The 20,812-nt window shown below is 38.1% G+C and carries 11 protein-coding genes; all 11 read right to left on the minus strand.

From position 1 onward, the window contains the following. Nucleotides 1-14 precede the first annotated feature (14 nt). A complete protein-coding gene (locus EZ428_RS02220; RefSeq protein ID WP_131551475.1) occupies nucleotides 15-2,537 on the minus strand; it encodes a phosphocholine-specific phospholipase C in 2,523 nt (840 codons plus the stop codon). Nucleotides 2,538-2,762: 225 nt separating this feature from the next. Further along, nucleotides 2,763-5,948: a GH92 family glycosyl hydrolase gene (locus EZ428_RS02225; RefSeq protein WP_225870978.1), complete on the minus strand. Its 3,186-nt coding sequence runs from the start codon at nucleotides 5,946-5,948 to the stop codon at nucleotides 2,763-2,765. 2 nt (nucleotides 5,949-5,950) lie between these two features. Then, nucleotides 5,951-8,293 carry a GH92 family glycosyl hydrolase gene (locus tag EZ428_RS02230; protein ID WP_131551476.1) on the minus strand — a complete coding sequence of 781 codons (2,343 nt, stop codon included), beginning with the start codon at nucleotides 8,291-8,293 and terminating at the stop codon, nucleotides 5,951-5,953. A 5-nt stretch (nucleotides 8,294-8,298) separates the two neighbouring features. Then, the gene (locus EZ428_RS02235; RefSeq protein WP_165501691.1) at nucleotides 8,299-8,595 is read right to left on the minus strand and encodes an ROK family protein; all 297 of its coding nucleotides are present in this window, start codon (nucleotides 8,593-8,595) and stop codon (nucleotides 8,299-8,301) included. Then, the gene (locus tag EZ428_RS02240; RefSeq protein WP_131551478.1) at nucleotides 8,583-9,182 is read right to left on the minus strand and encodes an ROK family protein; all 600 of its coding nucleotides are present in this window, start codon (nucleotides 9,180-9,182) and stop codon (nucleotides 8,583-8,585) included. Before EZ428_RS02240 ends, EZ428_RS02235 begins: the two co-directional genes overlap by 13 nt. Before the next feature lie 15 nt (nucleotides 9,183-9,197). Beyond that, nucleotides 9,198-10,604 carry a sugar porter family MFS transporter gene (locus EZ428_RS02245; protein ID WP_131551479.1) on the minus strand — a complete coding sequence of 469 codons (1,407 nt, stop codon included), beginning with the start codon at nucleotides 10,602-10,604 and terminating at the stop codon, nucleotides 9,198-9,200. A 23-nt stretch (nucleotides 10,605-10,627) separates the two neighbouring features. Beyond that, nucleotides 10,628-12,946 carry a GH92 family glycosyl hydrolase gene (locus EZ428_RS02250; RefSeq protein WP_131551480.1) on the minus strand — a complete coding sequence of 773 codons (2,319 nt, stop codon included), beginning with the start codon at nucleotides 12,944-12,946 and terminating at the stop codon, nucleotides 10,628-10,630. A 16-nt stretch (nucleotides 12,947-12,962) separates the two neighbouring features. After that, complete coding sequence (locus EZ428_RS02255; protein WP_131551481.1) at nucleotides 12,963-14,795, minus strand: class I mannose-6-phosphate isomerase; 1,833 nt, start codon at nucleotides 14,793-14,795, stop codon at nucleotides 12,963-12,965. A gap of 109 nt (nucleotides 14,796-14,904) precedes the next feature. Next, nucleotides 14,905-15,618 carry a DUF3823 domain-containing protein gene (locus EZ428_RS02260; protein WP_131551482.1) on the minus strand — a complete coding sequence of 238 codons (714 nt, stop codon included), beginning with the start codon at nucleotides 15,616-15,618 and terminating at the stop codon, nucleotides 14,905-14,907. A gap of 16 nt (nucleotides 15,619-15,634) precedes the next feature. Next, nucleotides 15,635-17,581, minus strand: a complete 1,947-nt coding sequence (locus tag EZ428_RS02265; protein WP_131551483.1) for a RagB/SusD family nutrient uptake outer membrane protein — start codon at nucleotides 17,579-17,581, stop codon at nucleotides 15,635-15,637. An 8-nt stretch (nucleotides 17,582-17,589) separates the two neighbouring features. After that, nucleotides 17,590-20,781, minus strand: a complete 3,192-nt coding sequence (locus EZ428_RS02270; protein WP_131551484.1) for a SusC/RagA family TonB-linked outer membrane protein — start codon at nucleotides 20,779-20,781, stop codon at nucleotides 17,590-17,592. Nucleotides 20,782-20,812: the final 31 nt, after the last annotated feature.

Here is a 20,812-nt window from a genome sequence, read left to right on the forward strand (position 1 = left end):
ATTTAAATTTTTAGCTAAACTATTCTACCCATGAAAGGATCTGTTTTGGTTTCGATGCCAGTTTCTACCCTGCCAGCAAAACGCTCCTCAAATATTTCATGGTTAGCTAGTTTTACCGAAAAATCGTACCAATTAAAAGATTTCTGTAGGTTTAAGATTACCTGAGCCATACTTTTTGCAGCTACTTCCTTCTTAATATTTGTGGTTTTATAAGCATTATCGTTAATATTAAAAGTATGAGACTTCGTATCATTGTTAACCAAATTAACAATGACATTTCCTGTAAGCTTTGTTGCATTTCCTTTTACCTTTTCAAAAGTGCAATCAATTTTTACAAGCGAATTGTTTTTACTGCCCATAAACTCTCTGAAAAATCCATTTGGTCCATTTAAACGCAAATGATAATTGCCATTTTCAAAAGCAGCTAGTGGCCAGTTGTAGGATAAACTATCACCAGCTTTTACCGCAAAAGACCAATTTTTGGCTAGCTCATTTTGTGGGCCAAATTTAACTGGGACCGAAACCGTGAAAGGAGATCCGGCAGCACTTTTACCAAAAACCTCATTTCCAACTGCAAATTTAATCGCGATATTTTTTCCATCGTTTGTTAAACCGGCATTGGCATATAACTCATAAGGCAATGCGCTAGAAGAACGGATTCCTTCTTCTTGAAGACTAATTAATGATGGCTTTACTTTTATCGCTGCTATTTCCTGTGCCGAAAGTTTTTTCATTGCAGCAGGCTCTTGTTTAAACTTAGCGTTAAAAATAGTTTCTACATTTTTATCCCTGTCTAAGAAAGGAATTTTCTCCAATGGTGCGCCATTATATGGTGTAAAAGCAGAAGTTAAGTCGCCACAAATGGTTCTTCTCCACTCGCTAATATTGCTACTCCTCACTTGTTTCTTAAATTTCTGATTAACAAAAGTTTCTAAAAACTGTAAGGTAGAAGTATGATCAAAAACCTCTGAGCAAACCTTTCCTCCTCTGCTCCAAGGAGAAGCAATCATCATTGGCACCCTAAAACCTAAACCAATAGGCGCTTCTCTTGCTTGTGTTTTTGGAATGCCCTGCTTAATTTCATTTGCTAATCTAACGTGTTCAATCTCAGTTTCAATTCCTTCAGATACTTTTCCTGTTTCAGGTAGTTTTTGGTCGGGAATAGAGAAAGGAGGAATATGGTCGTAATAACCATCATTTTCATCATAAGTAACAATAAAAATGGTTTTTTTCCAGACAGCTGGGTTTTTAGTGAGAATATCTAAAATCTCAGAAACGTACCAAGCTCCATACCAAGGTGCGCTAGGATGGTCTGAAAAGTTCTGCGGACCAGCTAACCAAGAAACGGTTGGTAGTTTTCCTTTATTTACATCATCTCTAAACTGGTGTAATAAATCACCCGCCGGAACTGTTGCCTTACGTTCTACGCCATTATCCATATAGGTTAATTGGGCAATTTTTCTATAATTAGGGTCCCCAATATTAACGGTAAATGCATTGTGATAAAGGTCTTTCTGTTTTGCCGTTAATTTATCATAACCTTCCTTGTTCCATTTTGTTAATTCTTTTCGGGCATTATCCAAAACTTCCTGTTTCGTTTTTAATGCTTCCCTAGCTTTTACCGCAGCTTGTTCATCTGCCGGACTTGCCTCTTGAATTTTATCTATTTCTGCTGGCAAAGTTTCTGCTTGGTTTTGCAAGCCTTTAATATATCGCGCTGAGAACTTTACATTGTAATCCTTAAAAAACTCTAAAAGATTACAACCATAATTAGCTAACCACGCTCTTTCTTCGCCAACAAAACCGCCTCCACAACTAATTTCATTTTGATAAAATTTCCAAGCAATATCGTTTTGTGATAACAACTCTGGAAAAGTTTCCCAACCTAATGTAGCATGTGCAAAATCTGTATTTCTAATGTGAGCTTTCGGAATTCCATCCGTATCATGGGTAATTTTACCCGTCCAAAAGAAAGAACGGTTTGGTGTTGTACTGGTCATCGCCGAGCAAAAATTCTGATCGCAAACAGTAAAGGCATCAGCCATGGCATAATTAAATGGAATATCTTCTCTCGTGTAATAACCTAATGTTAAAGGCAAATCGGCATATTTTTTATTGCCAGATTTCTTGGCGAGCAACCACTTATCATACTTACCAAAGTTATTAGCATCAACCTGACTTGCCCTTGAATGTGGCAATGAACCCATCCAAGTTATTTTGGTGTCTTTAATATCTAATCTAAATGGCGAATAGGTATTTCCTATGGCATCGGTTTGTAACCATACTGGATTTTGATTGGGTAACCTGATTGCTCTTGGATCGTTAAATCCTCTTACGCCTTGCAAGGTTCCAAAACAATGGTCGAAAGAACGATTTTCTTGCATTAAGATAACAATATGCTCTGCATCTAAATACGTACTGCCCAAAGCCGGATTGATGGCCATTGCCCTTTGAATTGCTGGAGGCAAAATATTAGCCATCATTGCGCCGCCAGATAGTAATGCTGCTTTTTTTAGAAAATCTCTTCTAGAATCCATTTCGAAATAATATGAAAGTTAAATATACCAATTCTTTGATTTTTTATCCAGAATGACTGCCTTTTATCAAAGAAATTACACAAGTGAAAGTATTCGAAGTTATTAAATCGAAATAAATAGAAGTTTAAAATAAAAACATCATTGTGTAAATAAGAATAGAGAGCCACAAATCAGCAGCTCTCTATTCGTCTATTAAAGATTATATATCGGTTAAAATGATACCAGTTAATCAGCGGGCAAAGAATTAATACCCCAAGCCGTATTTGGTTTTGGCCCCATCTGTAAAACAAGTTTTCCGCCTTTAAGTAATTCACTAGATCTGAACCAAAAGTTATCTAATGGTTTTCCATTTAATGTGGCGCTCTGAACGTACTTGTTCATTCTTGATGCATTAACCGCCTCAATCTGAAAACTTTTACCTCTACCATATTTTTCGCCCAAATTAATGGTTACATTTTTAAAGATAGGACTACCAATTTCATAGATGGGATTTGTTCTAGTTCCTCCATCTATTTGAAAAAGGCCTAAAGCGGCCATGATGTACCAAGAACTCATTTGTCCTTGATCTTCATCTCCCAAATAGGCGTTAGCAACATCATAACCGTAATATCTATCTACAATAGATCTACTCCACTCTTGTGTTAACCAAGGTTGTTTTACCCAATTAAATAGAAAGGCAAAGTGCATAGACTGCTGATTTCCTTGTGTAACTGGATAATCCCAATATTGATCATTAGGCGCATTGAAACGCCATTTAACACTTTCGTTGAATCCCCAACTTAATCGCTCCTTAAAACGATCTGTCCCTATCATTTTTGCCAACCCATTTACATCTTGCGGAACAAAAAAAGTAAGTTGCCAAGCATTTCCTTCTACATAATGTTCGTTTCTTCCCGATTGGAAAGGGTCAAAATCTGGAAACCAAGAACCATCAGATTTTCTCATCCTGGCATAACCACTTACGGTATCAATTGCATTTTTCCACCAGTTGGCTCTTTCAGTATATTCATTGTATTTAGCTGTTTTGCCAATAGACTTGGCTAGTTGGGCCAATGTCCAATCATCATAAGCATATTCTAAGGAATTCGAGAACCTTCCTTTATCATAGGGCACATAGTGATATTTCATGTAAGCTTCGAAATCTTGATTTCCGGCAAGTGCTCCTCCAACTTTAGTTTGCGGAGTTGATAAGGTTTTATCCGCAGCTGCGAAAGCTTTATTTACATCGTAATCTCTAATACCCATTTGATAAGCGCTCACAATTAAAGGCACTTCGTGTTCGGCCACCATAACTGGAATATATTCCATACCAGCCGGACCTTTAGCCAACCAACCATTTGCATCATACATTGCTAATTGAGATTTTACCCATCTCGACGACCACTCTGGTGTAACTAAATTCCAAAACTGGTTTAAATTCCAGAAAGTATTCCAAAAAGCATCACAGCCCAAGGCAATATCATTAGGGTTGCTAAATTGCTGGATTTTCTCTGTTGCATCAACCCATTTTCCATCCACATCGCTAAAAGTATTTCTACTACAGATAGCTCTGTACATATTGGTATAAAACCTCACTTTTTCCCTTCTATCATTGCTGGTCGTTTTTACCCTGCTTAACAGCTCATTCCAAACAGTAAGTTGATTGTTTTTAACTTTCTCGAAACTCCAACCAAACGGATTGCTAATTTCTGTTGTCAAATTCTTGGCAGCTCCTTCAACACTCACATACGAAATCCCTGTTCTCATTTGTACCACCTGTTTTTTCCTCGTATCAAACTCTACAAACGCACCAGCATCTTTTGGGTCTTTAATGTTAATTAGGTTTTCTGTTCCAATCTGGTCATCAATCCAAGTACCGAATTTTTTAATGGGCTGATCAAATTCTATTACAAAATGAACAATATATTCCTGTTCGCTAGAACCTGCTTGAGCAATCCAAACTTGAGGCGCAAATTGTTTACTATAACCCTCAATTCGATAGTCACTTACTTTTTTTAACGTTACTTCTGCTAAGTTGTATCTATTTTCTGCAGGAGTTTGCAGATCAATCATAATCCTAGAATCTGTTGCTTTAGGATAAGTATACTTCATGAAACTTGCCCTAGACGTTGCTGTAACTTCAGTTTTGATGCCGTAATCTATCAAATCTACTTTGTAAGAACCCAAAGGGGCTTCTTCAGTAGATTTATCTATCCTAGAGCGATAACCTTCTCCTGGTGCGCTTCTTTGATCGCCAACCTTAATCTTTAATGGCCCATTAACAGGCAACATCCCTAAACCACCCATGGTCCACTCATGTATATGGCTAAAAGCACCAATACTTTCAAATGTTGGATCATAACCTGCTTGCCAACCTGCATTTTGGTTATCAGGACTTAATTTAACCATGCTAAAAGGCATCCATGGCCCTGGCCCAATCATCCAACGAGAGTGAGCTGTTCCTATCCTGGTATCTACATAACTAGCAAATGAACCTAATGATTTTGGCGAACGTGAAACCGCTCCACTTTCAATAACAATGCCGTTTGCTAAAACCTCATATTTGCTTCTTTTAAGTGTAGCAACTGCTGACATTGGCACTTCAAACTGATAGCGCCCTGTTTCTATCTTTTCTTGAAAAACTTGTTTTCCATCTAACTTGACAGTTAAATTAGGTTTTCCACTTAGGTGTTCTACATCTACCAATAAAGGCTGTAAGCGTTTCCCATTTTCTATAATTTCATAGTTCGCGGCTTCAATGGATCTTGCATAAGCAATTTTAGGAGACTTAACAATAGTTTCAGGAGAGCCTTCTAACCTTACTTGATCGAAAACCAGCCAAGAACCATCAAGCGAAGTAAGTTGAATTTCATTTCCGCCATTATGTAAAGCTCCAGCTTTAATAGGAATCTCTATCACATATTCTTTTGCAGCTGCCATATCTCCCGCCACTACATTGCTTTTATCGCCTTTTGGCAATTGCCGAACCGTTCCTTTTCCGTTGATGTTCACTTTGAACAATGGCGGCTTTTCGCCATTGTATCCAATTAAATCAATTACCAATTTGAATGGCTTACTTGCTGAGGCATTTCTTAAATCAAACAAGATGTTTAATAAATGAGACCTTATCCCTGCGGTAGGCGCAGTACCACCCCAACTGTCTTTTGGACCAGGCAATACATAAGGGAAATCCTTTGCTGGATTTGAATAACCCACCAAATAATATCGATCTTCCCAGCCAAAATCATATTCTAAAAATTTCTTATAATCTGCTGGAGCCAAAGCTAGTCCTGATGTTTGGTTATCAGATTTTCCAATTTCCCAGATTAATTTATTTTGTGCAAAAACACTTGAACTAATGGTCATTGCCAACAAGAAAGAAAGCATCCTTAATGGCTGAAAACGCAAGTTAATTGATTTAAATTTTATCATCTTTAGTATTGATCTTTTGGATTAGTTCCCATTTGTAAAGTTAATTTTCCTCCATTTTGTAAATCTTTTAGCGAAATAAATGGAGTAGATAATTGTTTCCCGTTTAAAGTATAAGATTGTACATAAATACGCTCAGCTCCGTTATTTTTCACTTCAATTGTAAAATCCTTACCACTAAAATATTTCTTATTCCCTTTGATCTTTATTTGATCAAACAGTGGACTTCCCAAGCCAACTTTAGTATCCGGAGCAGTAAAGCCTTTTACATCAAACAAACCCATGCTAGAAATGACATACCAAGCGCCTAATTGCCCTTGATCTTCATCTTGTCCGTAACCATAGCCATGAATACCATCTGTTCCGTAAAACTCATTGCAAATCGTTCTCACCCATTTTTGAGTTAGAGAAGGTTTACCAGAAAAGTTAAAAAGCCAGGAGATGTGCAAATTCGGTTGATTACCATGATTATATAATCCCTCCAATCCAGAAAAAGCATCGAGCTTAGTACCACCACCAAAATTATTTTTCTGGGAGGTGGAGAAGATACTATCTAAGCGATTGTTAAAATTAGCCTTACCCATTTTTTCAATTAGGGCTGCTGGATCATGCGGAACATAGAAGGTATATTGCCAAGCATTACCTTCTTGAAACCCTCGCCAAGCTTCACTTGGCTTAAAGTTTTCTATGAATTTACCATTCTCCCATTTAGGGTGAATCAAGTTCAATTTTGGATCATAAAGCCGCTCCCAAGCTTTAGATAAACCCATTAATTGTTGGCAGTCGCTTTCTTTGCCTAAAACTTTTGCCCATTGACCAACGGCATAAGCACTAAAAGCATACTCTAATGTGTGGGAGGCAGAATATTGCCATCTTTCTCCACCACCTTTGCCCTTGTCTAGGTGAGGCACATAACCATATTTAACAAATTGGTCTACATCTAATTTCCCAGCACCATGTGGTCTGTCTTTACCTACCAACTCATTCTTTAGGGAAGCCTCATAAGCCAAATTCACATCAAAATCTTTAATACCAGCCATATAAGCACTGGAAATAGCTAAACTTACAAAGTTGGTTCCTACACCAGATACATACCTGCTATTTGCAATTCCATCAGCCAACCAGCCCGAATCCTTATAAACTAAAAGTTGGCTTTTGATCCAATCTGAATAATATTCTGGATAGGCTATCGCCCATAATTGCGTCAAGTTCCAAAAGCCGCCCCAAATGGCATCTGTATTGTAGTGATTGTGTATTGGTTTGTTATTCGCATCCAAAGGAATTTGCCCTATTCCGCCATCGTTTTTTGGATAGGCACCATTTACATCGCTAGCTAAACCTCTTCCCAAAAGCGCATGATATAGTCCCGTATAGAACTTAACCATATCTTTCCTTTCCTTCGACTGTACTTTAATTCTACCTAAATAACCTGCCCAATTCTTTTCTGCAGTAGTTTTTGCTTTATCAAAAGAAAGTTTTTTGGCTTCAGCATCGAGGTTCAGTCTTGCATTTTCAATTGAGGTGTAAGATAAACCTGCCTTTATGGTAATGCTTTCTTGTTCTTTTGTAGAAAATGTTAAATAAAGTCCTGCGCCTTTTCCTGCTATCTCAGCTTTTCCCTTAAAAATTTCTTCTCCCTTAAATACGCCATAAGCTGATGGCTTTTTATCTAGCGCAGCTGAAAAATACATCGTTACTTCTGCACCAGGTTGATATTTCTGAACGTAAACAGGAAGTGTAGTTACGTAACCTTCTATCTTGCCATCGGCTGTTACATAAACTTTGGCATCCTTCACCTCGCCACCTTCTCCTTGTTTATGCCCTATATCAAATAAGATATGAGATTCTTGCGAAGCAGGGAAAGTATAACGATGAAATGCTACTCGTTGAGTTGAGGTTAACTCTGCTTTAACTTGATAATCTTTTAACAAAACTGAGTAATAACCTGGGCTTGCTATTTCGTCCTTTCTATCAAATGTAGAACGATAACCATTTTCTGGTGTTTCTAATTTTCCGGCTAAGGTTTGTAGCTTTCCTGTTATTGGCGCAAACACAACACCACCAACTTGAAATTCATGGAAGTTGGCAAAGCCTTCAATGGAGTTATGACGTTCATCATACCCAACTGCATCCCAGCCATGTGCATTACCATAAGAGCCATTAGTTGATGGTGCTGGTTTTGCCATTCCAAAAGGCACAGCCCCTGGGGTAAAATAAAACCATCGGCTATGCGCAGTTCCAATTTTCGGATCTACATATTGCAGTAAATCTTTATCAGATTGCGCATTCGCCTCGGTTAACCCAACTATAAACAATAATATAAATAAGATATAATTCGTCTTTTTCATGTTCATCATACTAAAAGGCTTTTGTATAGGCGTGCATTATCTTTCCAATAACTGGCAGCACCCATTAAGGCTGCTTCCTCACCTAAAACCGCCACCTTTATTTTTATTTCTGGAAATTTATCTTGAATATTCGTCAACAATGTTCTTTTAAAAAGTCTAAAGCTTTTTGCAATATTGCCACCCAATATCACTACTTCTGGATGTGCAAGGGAGGCAAACTCAATTAAAAAATCACCTAGGTTATTCCCAAATTCATTAAAAATTCTTTTCACCCTTGGGTCTTTACCTGCTAGCTCTGCCAATTCTTTAACGCCATTGATATTAATACCTGTAATCTTTTGGTAAACCACCTTGTTGATAAATAATCCTCAGCAATGCCTTCCTTAAAAGGATGTTGCCAAAGGTTAGCGTTACTGGCCTTACCATTATTATAGGTGCAAGTACCGAGACCAGTACCCAATGTTAAACCAATTACATTTTTAAAACCACTAGCCGAACCACCGAAAACTTCCCCTTGCAAGAAAGACGCTGCATCATTAACCATAGAAATGTCTTTAGGTTCATTCTTAAGTTTTGCTGCCAACAATTCTTTGATGTTAAGGCCGTACAAGTTTTCGTATTTATTTTGATTCTTTATCAAACAAATCCCCTTATCATAATCAAAAGGGCCGGGCATGGCTAGGCTCACTTTATTTACGTTTTGGTCTTGTTTTACTTTTAAGATTGCTTGGCTCCAAACTTCTACTATCTGCTCATGAGAACCGTGAGAATCAACCTTTTCACGTATAAATGAGCCTGGTAATATCTTTTTCTTCTTTAAATCAACTAAGGCAGCCGTAATGTGTGTTCCACCTATGTCTACACCAATTGCTATTGAATCATTTATCATCTTATAACACAAATATTAATGAACAAAAACTTGATCTTCTCCCTTTTCCTTCCAATCATTTTCTATCTGTTCTAAAGATTTCCCTTTAGTTTCTGGCAGCAATTTATATACTGCTACAAAGGCTACTAAACAGAAAAAAGCAAAAAACCAGAATGTACCTGCACTGCCAATTTCTTTTAATAAAATAGGGGTAATCTGTCCTACAATAGTGTCTGCAACCCACATCACCATGATGCTAATTGCCAATGCCCTTCCCCTAATAGCACTTGGGAATATTTCTGATGCCACCACAAATTTTAATGGCCCTATTGAAAAAGCAAAACAAGCTAAAAACCCTAGTACGCAGATTAATAACCAAATACTCGTTGTTGCTTCATAATAGAAACAAATTCCTGTTAAAACTAAGGTAATTGTTGCGCCAGCTGTTCCAAATAAATACAATGGCCTTCTTCCCCAACTGTCAACTTTCCATATGGCAACCAGTGTAAATAACATATTGGCAACACCGAAAATAACCTGACTAATTAAGGAGTTACTTAAAGAAATACCTGCATTGCCTAAAATGGTAGGTCCGTAATAAATGATGGCATTGATGCCACTAAACTGAGAAAACAAGGGCAAAAGAATACCAATTACTAAAGCTTTTCTAACACCTGGTGCAAACAAATCCTTGTAAGATCCTTTCTCATTTTTATTGTTTTGTTTTGATAAACCTGATTCTATTTCGGCTTTAGGTTGATTTGTTATTCTACTGATAATAGTTACTCCTTCTGCGGTGCGACCTTTTTGGATTAACCAACGTGGGCTTTCTGGAATCATCAATAAACCAAAGAAGAATAGTAGCGCTGGAATTACCCCCAGGCCCAACATTCCACGCCAAACTTCTGCGTTAAAAATATTAGTTAAACCAGATGTGGTAAGCTCTTGCACAGAAACCCCACTTAACAATGCGGCATTGCTTAAATACGCGACTAGAATTCCGAAGGTTAATGCAAATTGATAATAGGTAACCAATCTGCCTCTAATTGCCGATGGAGCAATTTCAGAAATGTATAACGGCACTACATTAGATGCAATTCCAATACCAATACCACCAATTAACCTGGAACAAATAACGCCAGATAGATTTGGCATAATTGCGCAACCTAAAGCAGAAATGATGAATAAAATAGCAGTTAGAATCAGTGGTTTTTTACGCCCCAATCTATCACTTAACTCGCCAGAAAATGCTACACCAATGATACAGCCTACCAAAGCAGATGAAACAAACCATCCTTCTTGAGCTGCAGACAATGTAAACTGTTTTTGAACTAGTGGTAGTACACCTGAAATTACAGCCATGTCAAACCCAAAGAGAAAACCTCCAAGTGAGGCGACCAGCGTGATGGTTAAAAGGCTAATTCGTTTTTGTTCGTTATTCATAAATTTATATTTAGAACTAATTGTTATTTTCTTATTGGAGACATAGATGGCGGCGCATCAGTTGGTTTAACTCCCCATTTCATATTTGGTGTAGCACCCATCTCTAAAGTTAAAGTACCCCCATCAACTAAATCAGCATGGTAAAACCAAGGTTTAGTTAAGTCTTTACCGTCTAACTTGGCAGATTGAATGTATCTATTGGTAGCTGAGGTATGCTTAGCCTCAATCACAAACGTTTTACCTGAATAATATTTATTATCCAAAGCAATGGTAATCTTGTCAAAGATCGGACTGCCAATTTCATAAAACGGTTTAGCCGAAACTCCTCCATCTGTTTCAAATAAACCCATAGCCGCCATTACATACCAAGCACCCATCTGTCCCTCATCTTCATCTCCAAGCCAGCCGTGGTAAGGTGTTGAGCCATAGTACCTATTCATGATTTCTCGTGTCCATTTTTGAGTAAGCCAAGGTTTGCCCGAATAGTTAAATAACCAAGCTGCTTGCATGTTAGGCTGGTTTCCGTGATTTACAGGAACCAAATCATATTGATCTCCTTCTGCATTAAAGTTATATTTTACTGATCTCTCAAAACCCTCATCTAAGCGGTTATTGAATTCGTCTTTACCCATTAAATTAATGATGCCTTGCACATCATGTGGATTGAAAAAGCTGTATTGCCAAGCATTGCCCTCTAAATAACCCGAGCCACTAAAACTTGTGCAACAGAATGGAGTCCAATCTTTAACCCAGCTGCCATCTCTGTTTTTCATCCTGATATATTTGGTTTCAGGATCAAATACATTTTTATAATTACCTGCTCTTTTTAAGAACATCTCGTACGAATCTTTTTTCCCAATTGCCTTTGCAAATTGCGCTACGCACCAATCGTCATAAGCATATTCTAAGGTATTTGAGACTTGTCCTTCTTCATTGGGCACATAACCCAACTTCATGTAAGAATCAAAGAAGCGGTTGCCTGCAAATCCATTTTCTGGAGTTTTAACTCCTGTTGTGGTCTGTTGATGTAACATCGCTTTATACGCTGTTTCAATATCAAAATCTCTTATCCCTTTTTGGTAAGCCCCAACTATTAAAGGGATTTCATGAGAGGCTTCCATGATACCAGAATATTCAATCCCCGCCGGACCTTTTGGAAGCCAGCCACCCGTTCTATAAATCTCAATAAGAGACTTTGCCCAGTTGCTGGTTATATCTGGATTAACAAGTCCCCATAGTTGGTTTAAATTCCAAAAAGTATTCCATAGTGCATCTGAACCATAAACAGGTGAATTGGCTTGTTGAATTTTCTCATTCACATCTACATATTTACCATTTACATCACTCCAAGTGGTGCGGGCAACATAAGACCTATAAAAGTTAGAGTAAAATTTCTTCTTATCCGTCTCTGTTCCCCCTTCTACTTTGATCTTGCTGAGCATGGTGTTCCAAACGTCTCTGGCATTTGTTTTTACGGCATCAAAATCCCATTTAAAAGGATTCATTTCTGTTTCTAGATTTAGTCGTGCCTGTTCTATGCTTACCAAGGAAATCCCCGTTTGCATTAAAATTACGTCGCCAGCATTTACCTTAAAATCGGCAAATGCACCAACCCGTCCTTTTCCTAAAACCTGTTTGATTTCTTTTTGAACCTTATCACCATTCCAGCCCCCAAAACTCTTCATTGGTTTATTAAACCTAACCACAAAGTGGACGGTATATTCGTTCCAACTCCATTTTTGATGGGAATAGCCTTCAATCTCCGTGTCAGAAATCTTGGTGATTTTTGCATCTAAAATTGTTGTTTTAGCCTCTCCAGGTATATCTAGATCTAAAAGGATGTGGGCTTCATCGTGCGCTTCAGGATAAGTGAACCTAAAAAACCCAGCCCTAGTGGTACTGGTTAGTTCTGTTCTAATGTTTCCATTCATCAAGGTAATCCCATAATAACCTGGCTTTGCAACTTCAGTGCTTTTATCAATTCTTGATCTGTAACCCGATGTCCACCCTGTTGTTGGCGCATCAGCAGCACCGCGATAAGTGCTTAACAAACCCACCGTAGGCATTACCGAAAGTCCAACCATTGTCCATGAATGTACATGGCTAAACCCACCTATGTTATTTAAAGAATATTCATAACCAGATTTCCAAACATCGCCTTGGTTATCTGGGCTAAGCTGTACCATTCCAAAAGGCATTGTAGCTCCAGGATTTAACATCCACCTAGATTCTGATGTACCTAGTAGCGGATCGGCATAATCAACTGGCTCTTTTTGCTGCGCATAGAGAGTTAAAGCCGAAAACAGCATCAACAAGAAAAAAGGTAATTTTTTTAGGTGCATTATTTTATGATCTTATTTAAACAAGCAAATTTGCGTTATCCTTAACAAATGCCTTCACCACTTTTGCCCGTCCTTTTCCATTATTTAAAATGGTATAACTTTTAGCTGCTGCGGGTATTACAAAGGTTTCTGCATAATTGAAATTCATTTTAGTGCCATCTAAAGTTTCTACCGTAACCTCGCTACCTTCAACCAACATTAAAATATGGCAAACATTCGCAGTGGTTATACTCACCTGTTCATCAAATTCAATGCGGTGTACATCATAAAAATGTGCTTCATGAGTTGGCAAATGGATAATTTCATAATTTGCACCACTTTCAATTACCTTAGGTTTAGCTATTAACTCATTTTTAACCTTTTCTCCTTTTCTTTCAAATTTAAGGTTCTTAAGTGCATGGTCTATATTGATTGGCCTTGGATGTCCGTCTAGTCCCATTCTCATCCAATCGTACATTTTAAAAGTAAAAATATAGGGGGTTGCACTGATCTCCAATACTAAATTATTAGCCCCGGCACTATGCACCGTACCATTCGGAATTAAAAATAGATCATGTTTGTGGGCAGCTAACTCTTGAACATATTTTGTAATGTCTATTTCCTTGCTCTCTTCTTGACTATATGCTAATTCTTTTTCAAAAGCTTTTGGGTCTATGTCTTCCTGAAATCCTAAATATACCTTTGCATCATCTTTACAATCTAAAATGTAGTAGGTTTCATCTTGAGTAATATTTTCTCCAAATTCCTTCCTAATATAGTCTAACGATGGATGGCATTGAATAGATAAGTTTCCACCATCAAACGTATCTAAAAAATCAAATCTAATTGGGAATTCAGTGCCAAATATTGGTTCGTGTTTACCTAAAACAGCTGAGGCTTGCTGGTACATTAAAAGATCAAATGGAACCTCTAGCAAATTACCATCACTTTCAAAAAGAACTCCATTTTCTGGCACGATTAATTCGAATGACCAGGCATAGTTTACTTCATCCTTATTTAATCCTTCAATTTTTTCTTGCATCCAATGTCCACCCCAAGCACCCGCTTCAAACCAAGGTCGCACACGAAAAACAGATTGACTCATTTCCTTTAAGCCTTGCTGCACATCAGCATTAAAGGCCCAATTGATTGATTCTTTCCATTGTGCATCTGCCACAATGCTTATTTCATTTAAAATGTTTTGTTTATGATTGTTTAAAACTACCCAATCTACAAAATAAGATCGCTTATAGGCTTCCGCTGCACCATCAATCTCATCAGCCCCAATGTTGGTGATCGCGCCTGCACGAAAACGGTATTGTATTTCATTCTTTGGAATTTCGAGATAAACCAAAGGCGAATCCCAATTTAATAGTGCAGCGCCAACTCCCATGGCAATGTTAACCTCGTATTTTTGATCTACCGGTAAACTTGAAAGCTGAGCGGTATTAAAAAAATCTGAAATTTGTAAATTGGTTTTTGTGCCCCAAACACTTTTAGCTTCGCCTAAAAAAGGAGTGACTAATCTTTCTATATCCTGACTGTCTTTTAAATGATCAGCTAAGTATGTCCATTTTACAGTAATGCCTTTTTTGGTTAGCTCATCGTCAATTGCGGTTTGAACAACATTCCAGAAAACACCATTAAACCCATCAATCCTTACCGTTTTTTGTTCAATTATCCAGTTAACCAAGGATGCATAACCATTGTTAATTTTTCCGCTCCCTAATGAATGATAAGGATATATATCGTAACCAGTATCTTCATTTTTCTTTTGGTTAATTTGTTGTGGCAAAATAGTTTCGGAGCTTAATCTCCAATTATTAATTATCGGCTCGCTCTTATCTAATACATTAGTATTCAATTCCATATCAAGGTATTCCTCTTAGTTTCTGCTGCTAAACAGCTGTAATTTAATCAATATTAAACCTTATTTGCGGGAGAATTTCCCGCAGATGAGGCTTATTTAGTCGTGGTAATTAATTTGGTATCGTTACCGATTTAACTGTACTGTAGTTATAAAGTCTAGAACCAATTCGAGCTCCAACCCTTAAAAACATCTCCCTCCCTTTAGGCAATACCGGGCTTGCCACACTATTGGTTACAGTTAATGCCGGGGTTGCAGGCCTAGTGAATAGCGTGAAATTGGTGTTTCCAACATATTGTGTATTGTTAAGGTAAAGTACACAATCGCCAATGGCTTCTTGGTACGACGCATTGGCTGTACCTCTGGTTATGGTGTATTGTGCATTGATTTTTCCAGTTGCCGCGTCATAAGTTGGTTCCCCAACCCATTCTATACGAAGAAAGGGTTCAACAGAAAAATTAACTTCTGTGGTGCCACCCTTAACCTCTACCACTTTTGGCGTAGGTGGCACAAATGCACCTTCTGGAGTCATGGTATAAGTTGCGGCAAAAAGCTTGGTATTAGTAAAACTACCATCTTGCCTCGACCCTAAAAATTGAGGGGTAGCGGTTGGGCTGTAACTGGTTTCTACTAGTCTAATTCTGGTTCCGGCAGTCATTGAGCCATCCGTTGTTGTTACTTCTGTTTGAATTGCTTTCCCTGTTCCAGCATCTGTTACCACCCCTTTTACGGTTTGGTCTGGAGCAGCATAGTTATCGTATTTGGAACATGAGCTTGCTGTTAATAGGGCAAGGCATATTGCGATATAATAGGTTATTCTTTTCATCTTTTGAATTTTTAAATTACCAACCTGGGTTTTGTACAAGGTTTAAACTTTTAGCAATTGCTGCAGTAGGAATCTGATTATAATACCATCTGGTTTGGAAGGTATAGTTTACACCACGTTCTTCATTTCTCACATCCAAAATGTACTTACTTTGATCTTGCAACATGATTGGTATAAGTGCTTTATAAATGGTGTTGTTTTGCTCTAAATTTGCAATGCGCCATCTTCTCAAATCCCAAATGGTTTTGTTCTCAAAAGCCAGTTCTCTTCTACGTTCAGTTCTAATGTCGTTAATGTTGTTAATTGCAACATAAAGTGAAGCTCCTGCACGTTCCCTTATCGAATTAGTTAAGGTTAAGGCCTCGGTAGCATAAGTAGCACCTTGTCCTAATAGGAATAATTCATAAGCAGCTTCTGCCTTGTTCAATACAACCTCCCCATATCTAAACTCAATAAACTGTTGGTCTGAGCGGTTAGGCAATGTTTCTGCTTGAGGTTTTTCTGGACTTAAATATTTCCTTACATAAAAGCCTGTATAAGTACCTCCAGTTGCATTTGCAGCAATTGCGGTGTAAATGCCACTTGCGCCAGACCTAGTAATCTTTGCTCCGTTTGAAAGTGTTACTAGATTTGCCGCATCAAGGTTTGCCGCTACAGTTGCTGACCCTAATAAAGTAGCAGGATATGCTGTACTTGCATTTCCAGGGGTTAGGTCACTTAAACCTCCTGAAGAAGATCCTGTGAAAACACCTCTACGTACTTCAATCTGAACACTTTTAAATAAATCACCAGGCAGTATTACCGTAGCTCTTAGTCTTGGCTCTACATTGGCAAAAATATCCATGGTGTTGGTATAGGTTAAATATTTACCACCAGCATCCATCGTTTGGATTGTTCCGTCAGGGTTTTTTGGGAAACCTTCATACATTTCTACCAAGTTTAAGGTTGGTAAGGTTTCTGATGAATAGTTTCCTTGTGGACCTTCCCATTGCTTAGGCACATTTAATGCATCATACATATGCGTCAAGTCTGGATATTTAAACTGTCTAGCAAAAATAGATTCTCTATTTGCAGATGAATTATCTAGAAAAAGACTTACAAAGTTTTGATACTGTGCTTCTTTATCCGTTGCCGACCATTTATTTTTATACAATGCATATTTGCCGTTTAACAAATTCGCTGCATCATAAGCCGCTTTAAAATAGGTAACTGCTTTTGAAGCCGGCACACCGCACAAACGGATACTGCCTGTGGTTAAGTCAATGGTATTGTACTTTGCGATCGTGCCCGCATACAACATTGCTCTTGATTTTAGTGATGCAGCAACATATTTGTTCGCTCTATTAGATTTATTGGTTTCTGGTAAAGTAATATAAACTGCATCCAATTCTTTAGCAACAAAGTCCCAAATGGCTTCCTCGCTTGAACGTGGAATTTTAAGTTCTTCAATTTCCGAAGCAAGCTCAGAAATAGTTTCCCCAGGTCTTGTTAATAATTTATCAACTAACGGAACTCCTCCATAACGTTTAACCAAAGCAAAGTAAGTAAAGGCACGAACAAATTGAGCTTCTGCTATCCACATTTGAACCTGCTCAGGTTTAAAATTGCTTGCATAGGTTGGCATCGTAGCGATGAAATAATTACAGTCGCGGATTAATAAATAGGCTGCGCTCCAATAGTTGTGTGTTTCTGTCACATTACCTAAATCCCTGCTCACGGCCTCGCCGCTAATGGCGTGTGGCGAACCTACTTGACCAGTTTGGTTAAAAGCACCAACTGGGTGATATTTAAAATCTTCAATTGGCATGGTATAGTACATTCTTGACACATAAGCATCAACACCCGCTTCTGTAGTGAATAGATCTGCATCCTGAACAATGTTTACAGGTGGCACATCCAGTTTCTGACAAGCTGCAAATGATGTCATCACCACAGCTAATAATATATAAAGTTTCCTTTTCATAACTTCTATTATAATTTAAGGTTAAGGCCAAAAGTGAATTTTTTATCCAATGGATACACATAGCCAAAATCACTTGATGGGTGTTCTGGATCTAGGAACTTAAGATCGGTAACCGTAAGTACGTTAAATGCATTGGCATAAAACCTTAATCCTTTTACTCCTATTCTGTTAAACCACTTTTGCGGTAAACTGTAGCCTAGTTCAATGGTTTTTATCCTGAAATATTTGGCATTCTGTGCATTAGCCAAAGTATTGGTAAATGGTACCGTACCAGTATAAGCGTAATAACCTGGTACCCACTTTGTGTTTGGATCAAATGGATCTGCATTAGGGTCTTCAGGATGGTACCTATCTAAAAATTGTTTTAAGGCATTACCCCCAGCCCAAAGTGGTGTATTCAATTGCTCAAAGTAAGAAACATATACATTTCCGGCACCGCTAATGGTTGTACTAAAATCCCAGTTTTTATAAGCGGCATTAAGCGTTAATCCATAAGTTAAAGTAGGTAAGCCTGAGGTAGAAATTGGATGTGAATCTTGTGAACTAATCACACCATCTCCATTCCAATCTTCATACCTGTAATCGCCCACAACAGTAGTTCTTGAAGCATAAATTGGACTGTTTTTAATTGCTTGATAATTCTCAAACTGACCACTTGTTCCATAGCCCCAGTATAAGTTATTCCAGCGATTAGCTGTAAAGTTGCTGTTTTCCCAATTTAAGTAAGAGTTTCCAGCTCGTGCTTGTACACGTGTAGTGTTCATGGTACGGGTAATGCCCATTATACCCTTAACGCTATAAGAAAAATTACCCAATTGGTTACGGTGGTTAACCTCTAAATCGATACCTCTTGAGCGATCGCCGTTTAAGTTTTCTTGAGGGAAATTAACACCTACAACATCCGGTAAACTGTTGGCTTGGGTTCCCAATAAACCTGTTCTATTTCTTACAAAATAATCAACTGAAAATCCAAGTAATCCATTCCACATTTCAGCATCAACACCAATGTCTAACTGTTTCGCTGTAAACCAAGTGATAATTGGGTTGGCTAAACCTTTACTAGAAGCACCAGTAACGTATACGCCATTAAATACCGAACCTGTAGCAGGGTAGTTATAACCGGTGATAAACTGATAGGCTGCTGCTGAATCGTCACCCTGTTCGCCATAAGAACCACGAATCTTAAAGTTGTTTACGAATTTAAGCGGTGAGTTTTTCCAGAATTTTTCTTCAGACAAGCGATATCCAGCTGAAGCATAAGGGAAGAATCCCCATTGTTCGTTTACTGAGAATTTAGATGAACCATCTGCCCTAAAACCTACTTCAGCTAAATATTTTCCATCATAATCATAAGTAAACTTACCTACATAAGAAGCAGTTTGATTATTGAAAAGACTGCCTTGAGCAGTTGACATGAAGCCTTGCTGGTCGGTAGTAGAACCTGCCAATAACTGATCAACAGGTATGGTTAGGTTTCGCTGTGCGAAAAAGTTATCTCCCTTTAAGGTGTTTCGCTCATATAATGCAAGTGCGCTGATATTGTGCGAACCGAATGATTTGGTATAATTTGCCGAAGCTTGGAACAATAGACTTGGGTACTCATAAAACTCTCTTCTTAATGTTGATGGAGAGAACTGAGCTTCTGGAGCGTAAGTACCTGTTGCAGCAGTATAAGTATAAAGGTTATAGGTTTTAGTATAATATTTGTTAGTGGCGATTTGATAATCGTAACTAAATAAGCCCTTTACGCTTAAGCCTTTTAAAAATGGTGCATCATACTTTAAACTGGTAGTTGATTGGAACCATTTGTTCTGAATGTTACGATAACCACTTATATCAGCATTTGCATGTGCGTAAGCGTTTAACGAACTAGGAACCTTTGCTAAATAAGCCGGATTGTTATTTGCAAAAATTGGCTCTGTTGGTGCTTGGTACCAAGTACTTCTAATTACCCAATAAGTATCTTCCTTTAACTGATTCTTTTGATCAACGATACCTGTTAGGTTCACGTCAAACGTTAAGTTTTTGTTAAGCTTAGTTGTTAAATTTGCCCTAAGGTTATAACGGTTATAGTTTAAATCGCCCGACTTGAAAAACCCTTCTTGATCCTGAACGCCTAAACTTGCGTAATAATTGGTGGTTTCATTACCCCCTGAAGCACTGATATCATGTTGAGATTGAGGAGCGGTGTACCTTAACACAGCGGCATTCCAATCGGAAGCTACTTTAGTACCATTTTGATAGGCCGTAAAATCAGCTGGCGTAAAACGAACTGGCCCTTTGTTATAGGAACCAGTACCCCCTAAGTGCAGTGAATATTCATTAGCCAAAGTCATGTATTCGAAAATATTAACCGAATTAGGCATGAATGATGGTTTTTGAAGCGAGTACGAGCCATTATAATTAAGCTCTACACTTCCCTTTTTACCTTTTTTAGTGGTAATTAACACTACGCCATTTGCAGAACGCACACCGTAAATAGCGGCAGAAGCATCTTTTAACACGGTAATGCTTTCTATATCCTCAGCACTTAAACGAGAGAAGTTATTTCTAACCACCCCATCAACAACCACTAATGGAGAGCCTAATCCCCTTACATCAAATGAGGTATTAAAAGCCCCTGGCTCACTACTGTTCTGCACTACACGTACACCAGCAATTTTACCAGTTAACATGTTTTGAACGTTTTCATTTTTGGTGGTTACAATTTCTTTTGCCGTAACCGAAGATACCGCACCAGTTAAAGTAGCCTTTTTCTGAGAGCCATAACCAACTACAATTACTTCACTTAAATCTGATGAAGTAGAGGTTAATGTTACATTTAACTGTGTCTGGTTACCAATAACAACTTCATTAGCCTTATAGCCAATCATGGTAAACACCAATGTTTCGCCAACTTTAGCGCTGATCGCATATTTTCCATCAGGCCCTGTTGTAGTTGCATTCGTTGTTCCTTTTACGGTAACCCCAACTCCCGGAAGTGGCCCGGTTTCATCTTTAACTGTTCCCGTTAGTTTCACGGTGTTTTGAGCATAAGCTGATCCATAAATACAGCAAGCCAAAAAGAGAGAACAGGCTAATAGTTTAAGTGACTGCAACTGATGGCGCCAATGGCTTTCTTGCAGTTTAGAATTTTGCGACAGCAAACTAGATTGGTTCAGTTCTTTTTTGCTGAGGCGATTAAGTAAAAATGATTTCATAATTAATAATGCTAGCTCAATTGATTAAATA

Origin of the sequence: Pedobacter frigiditerrae, from assembly GCF_004331645.1 — a bacterium.
GTDB lineage: Bacteria > Bacteroidota > Bacteroidia > Sphingobacteriales > Sphingobacteriaceae > Pedobacter > Pedobacter frigiditerrae.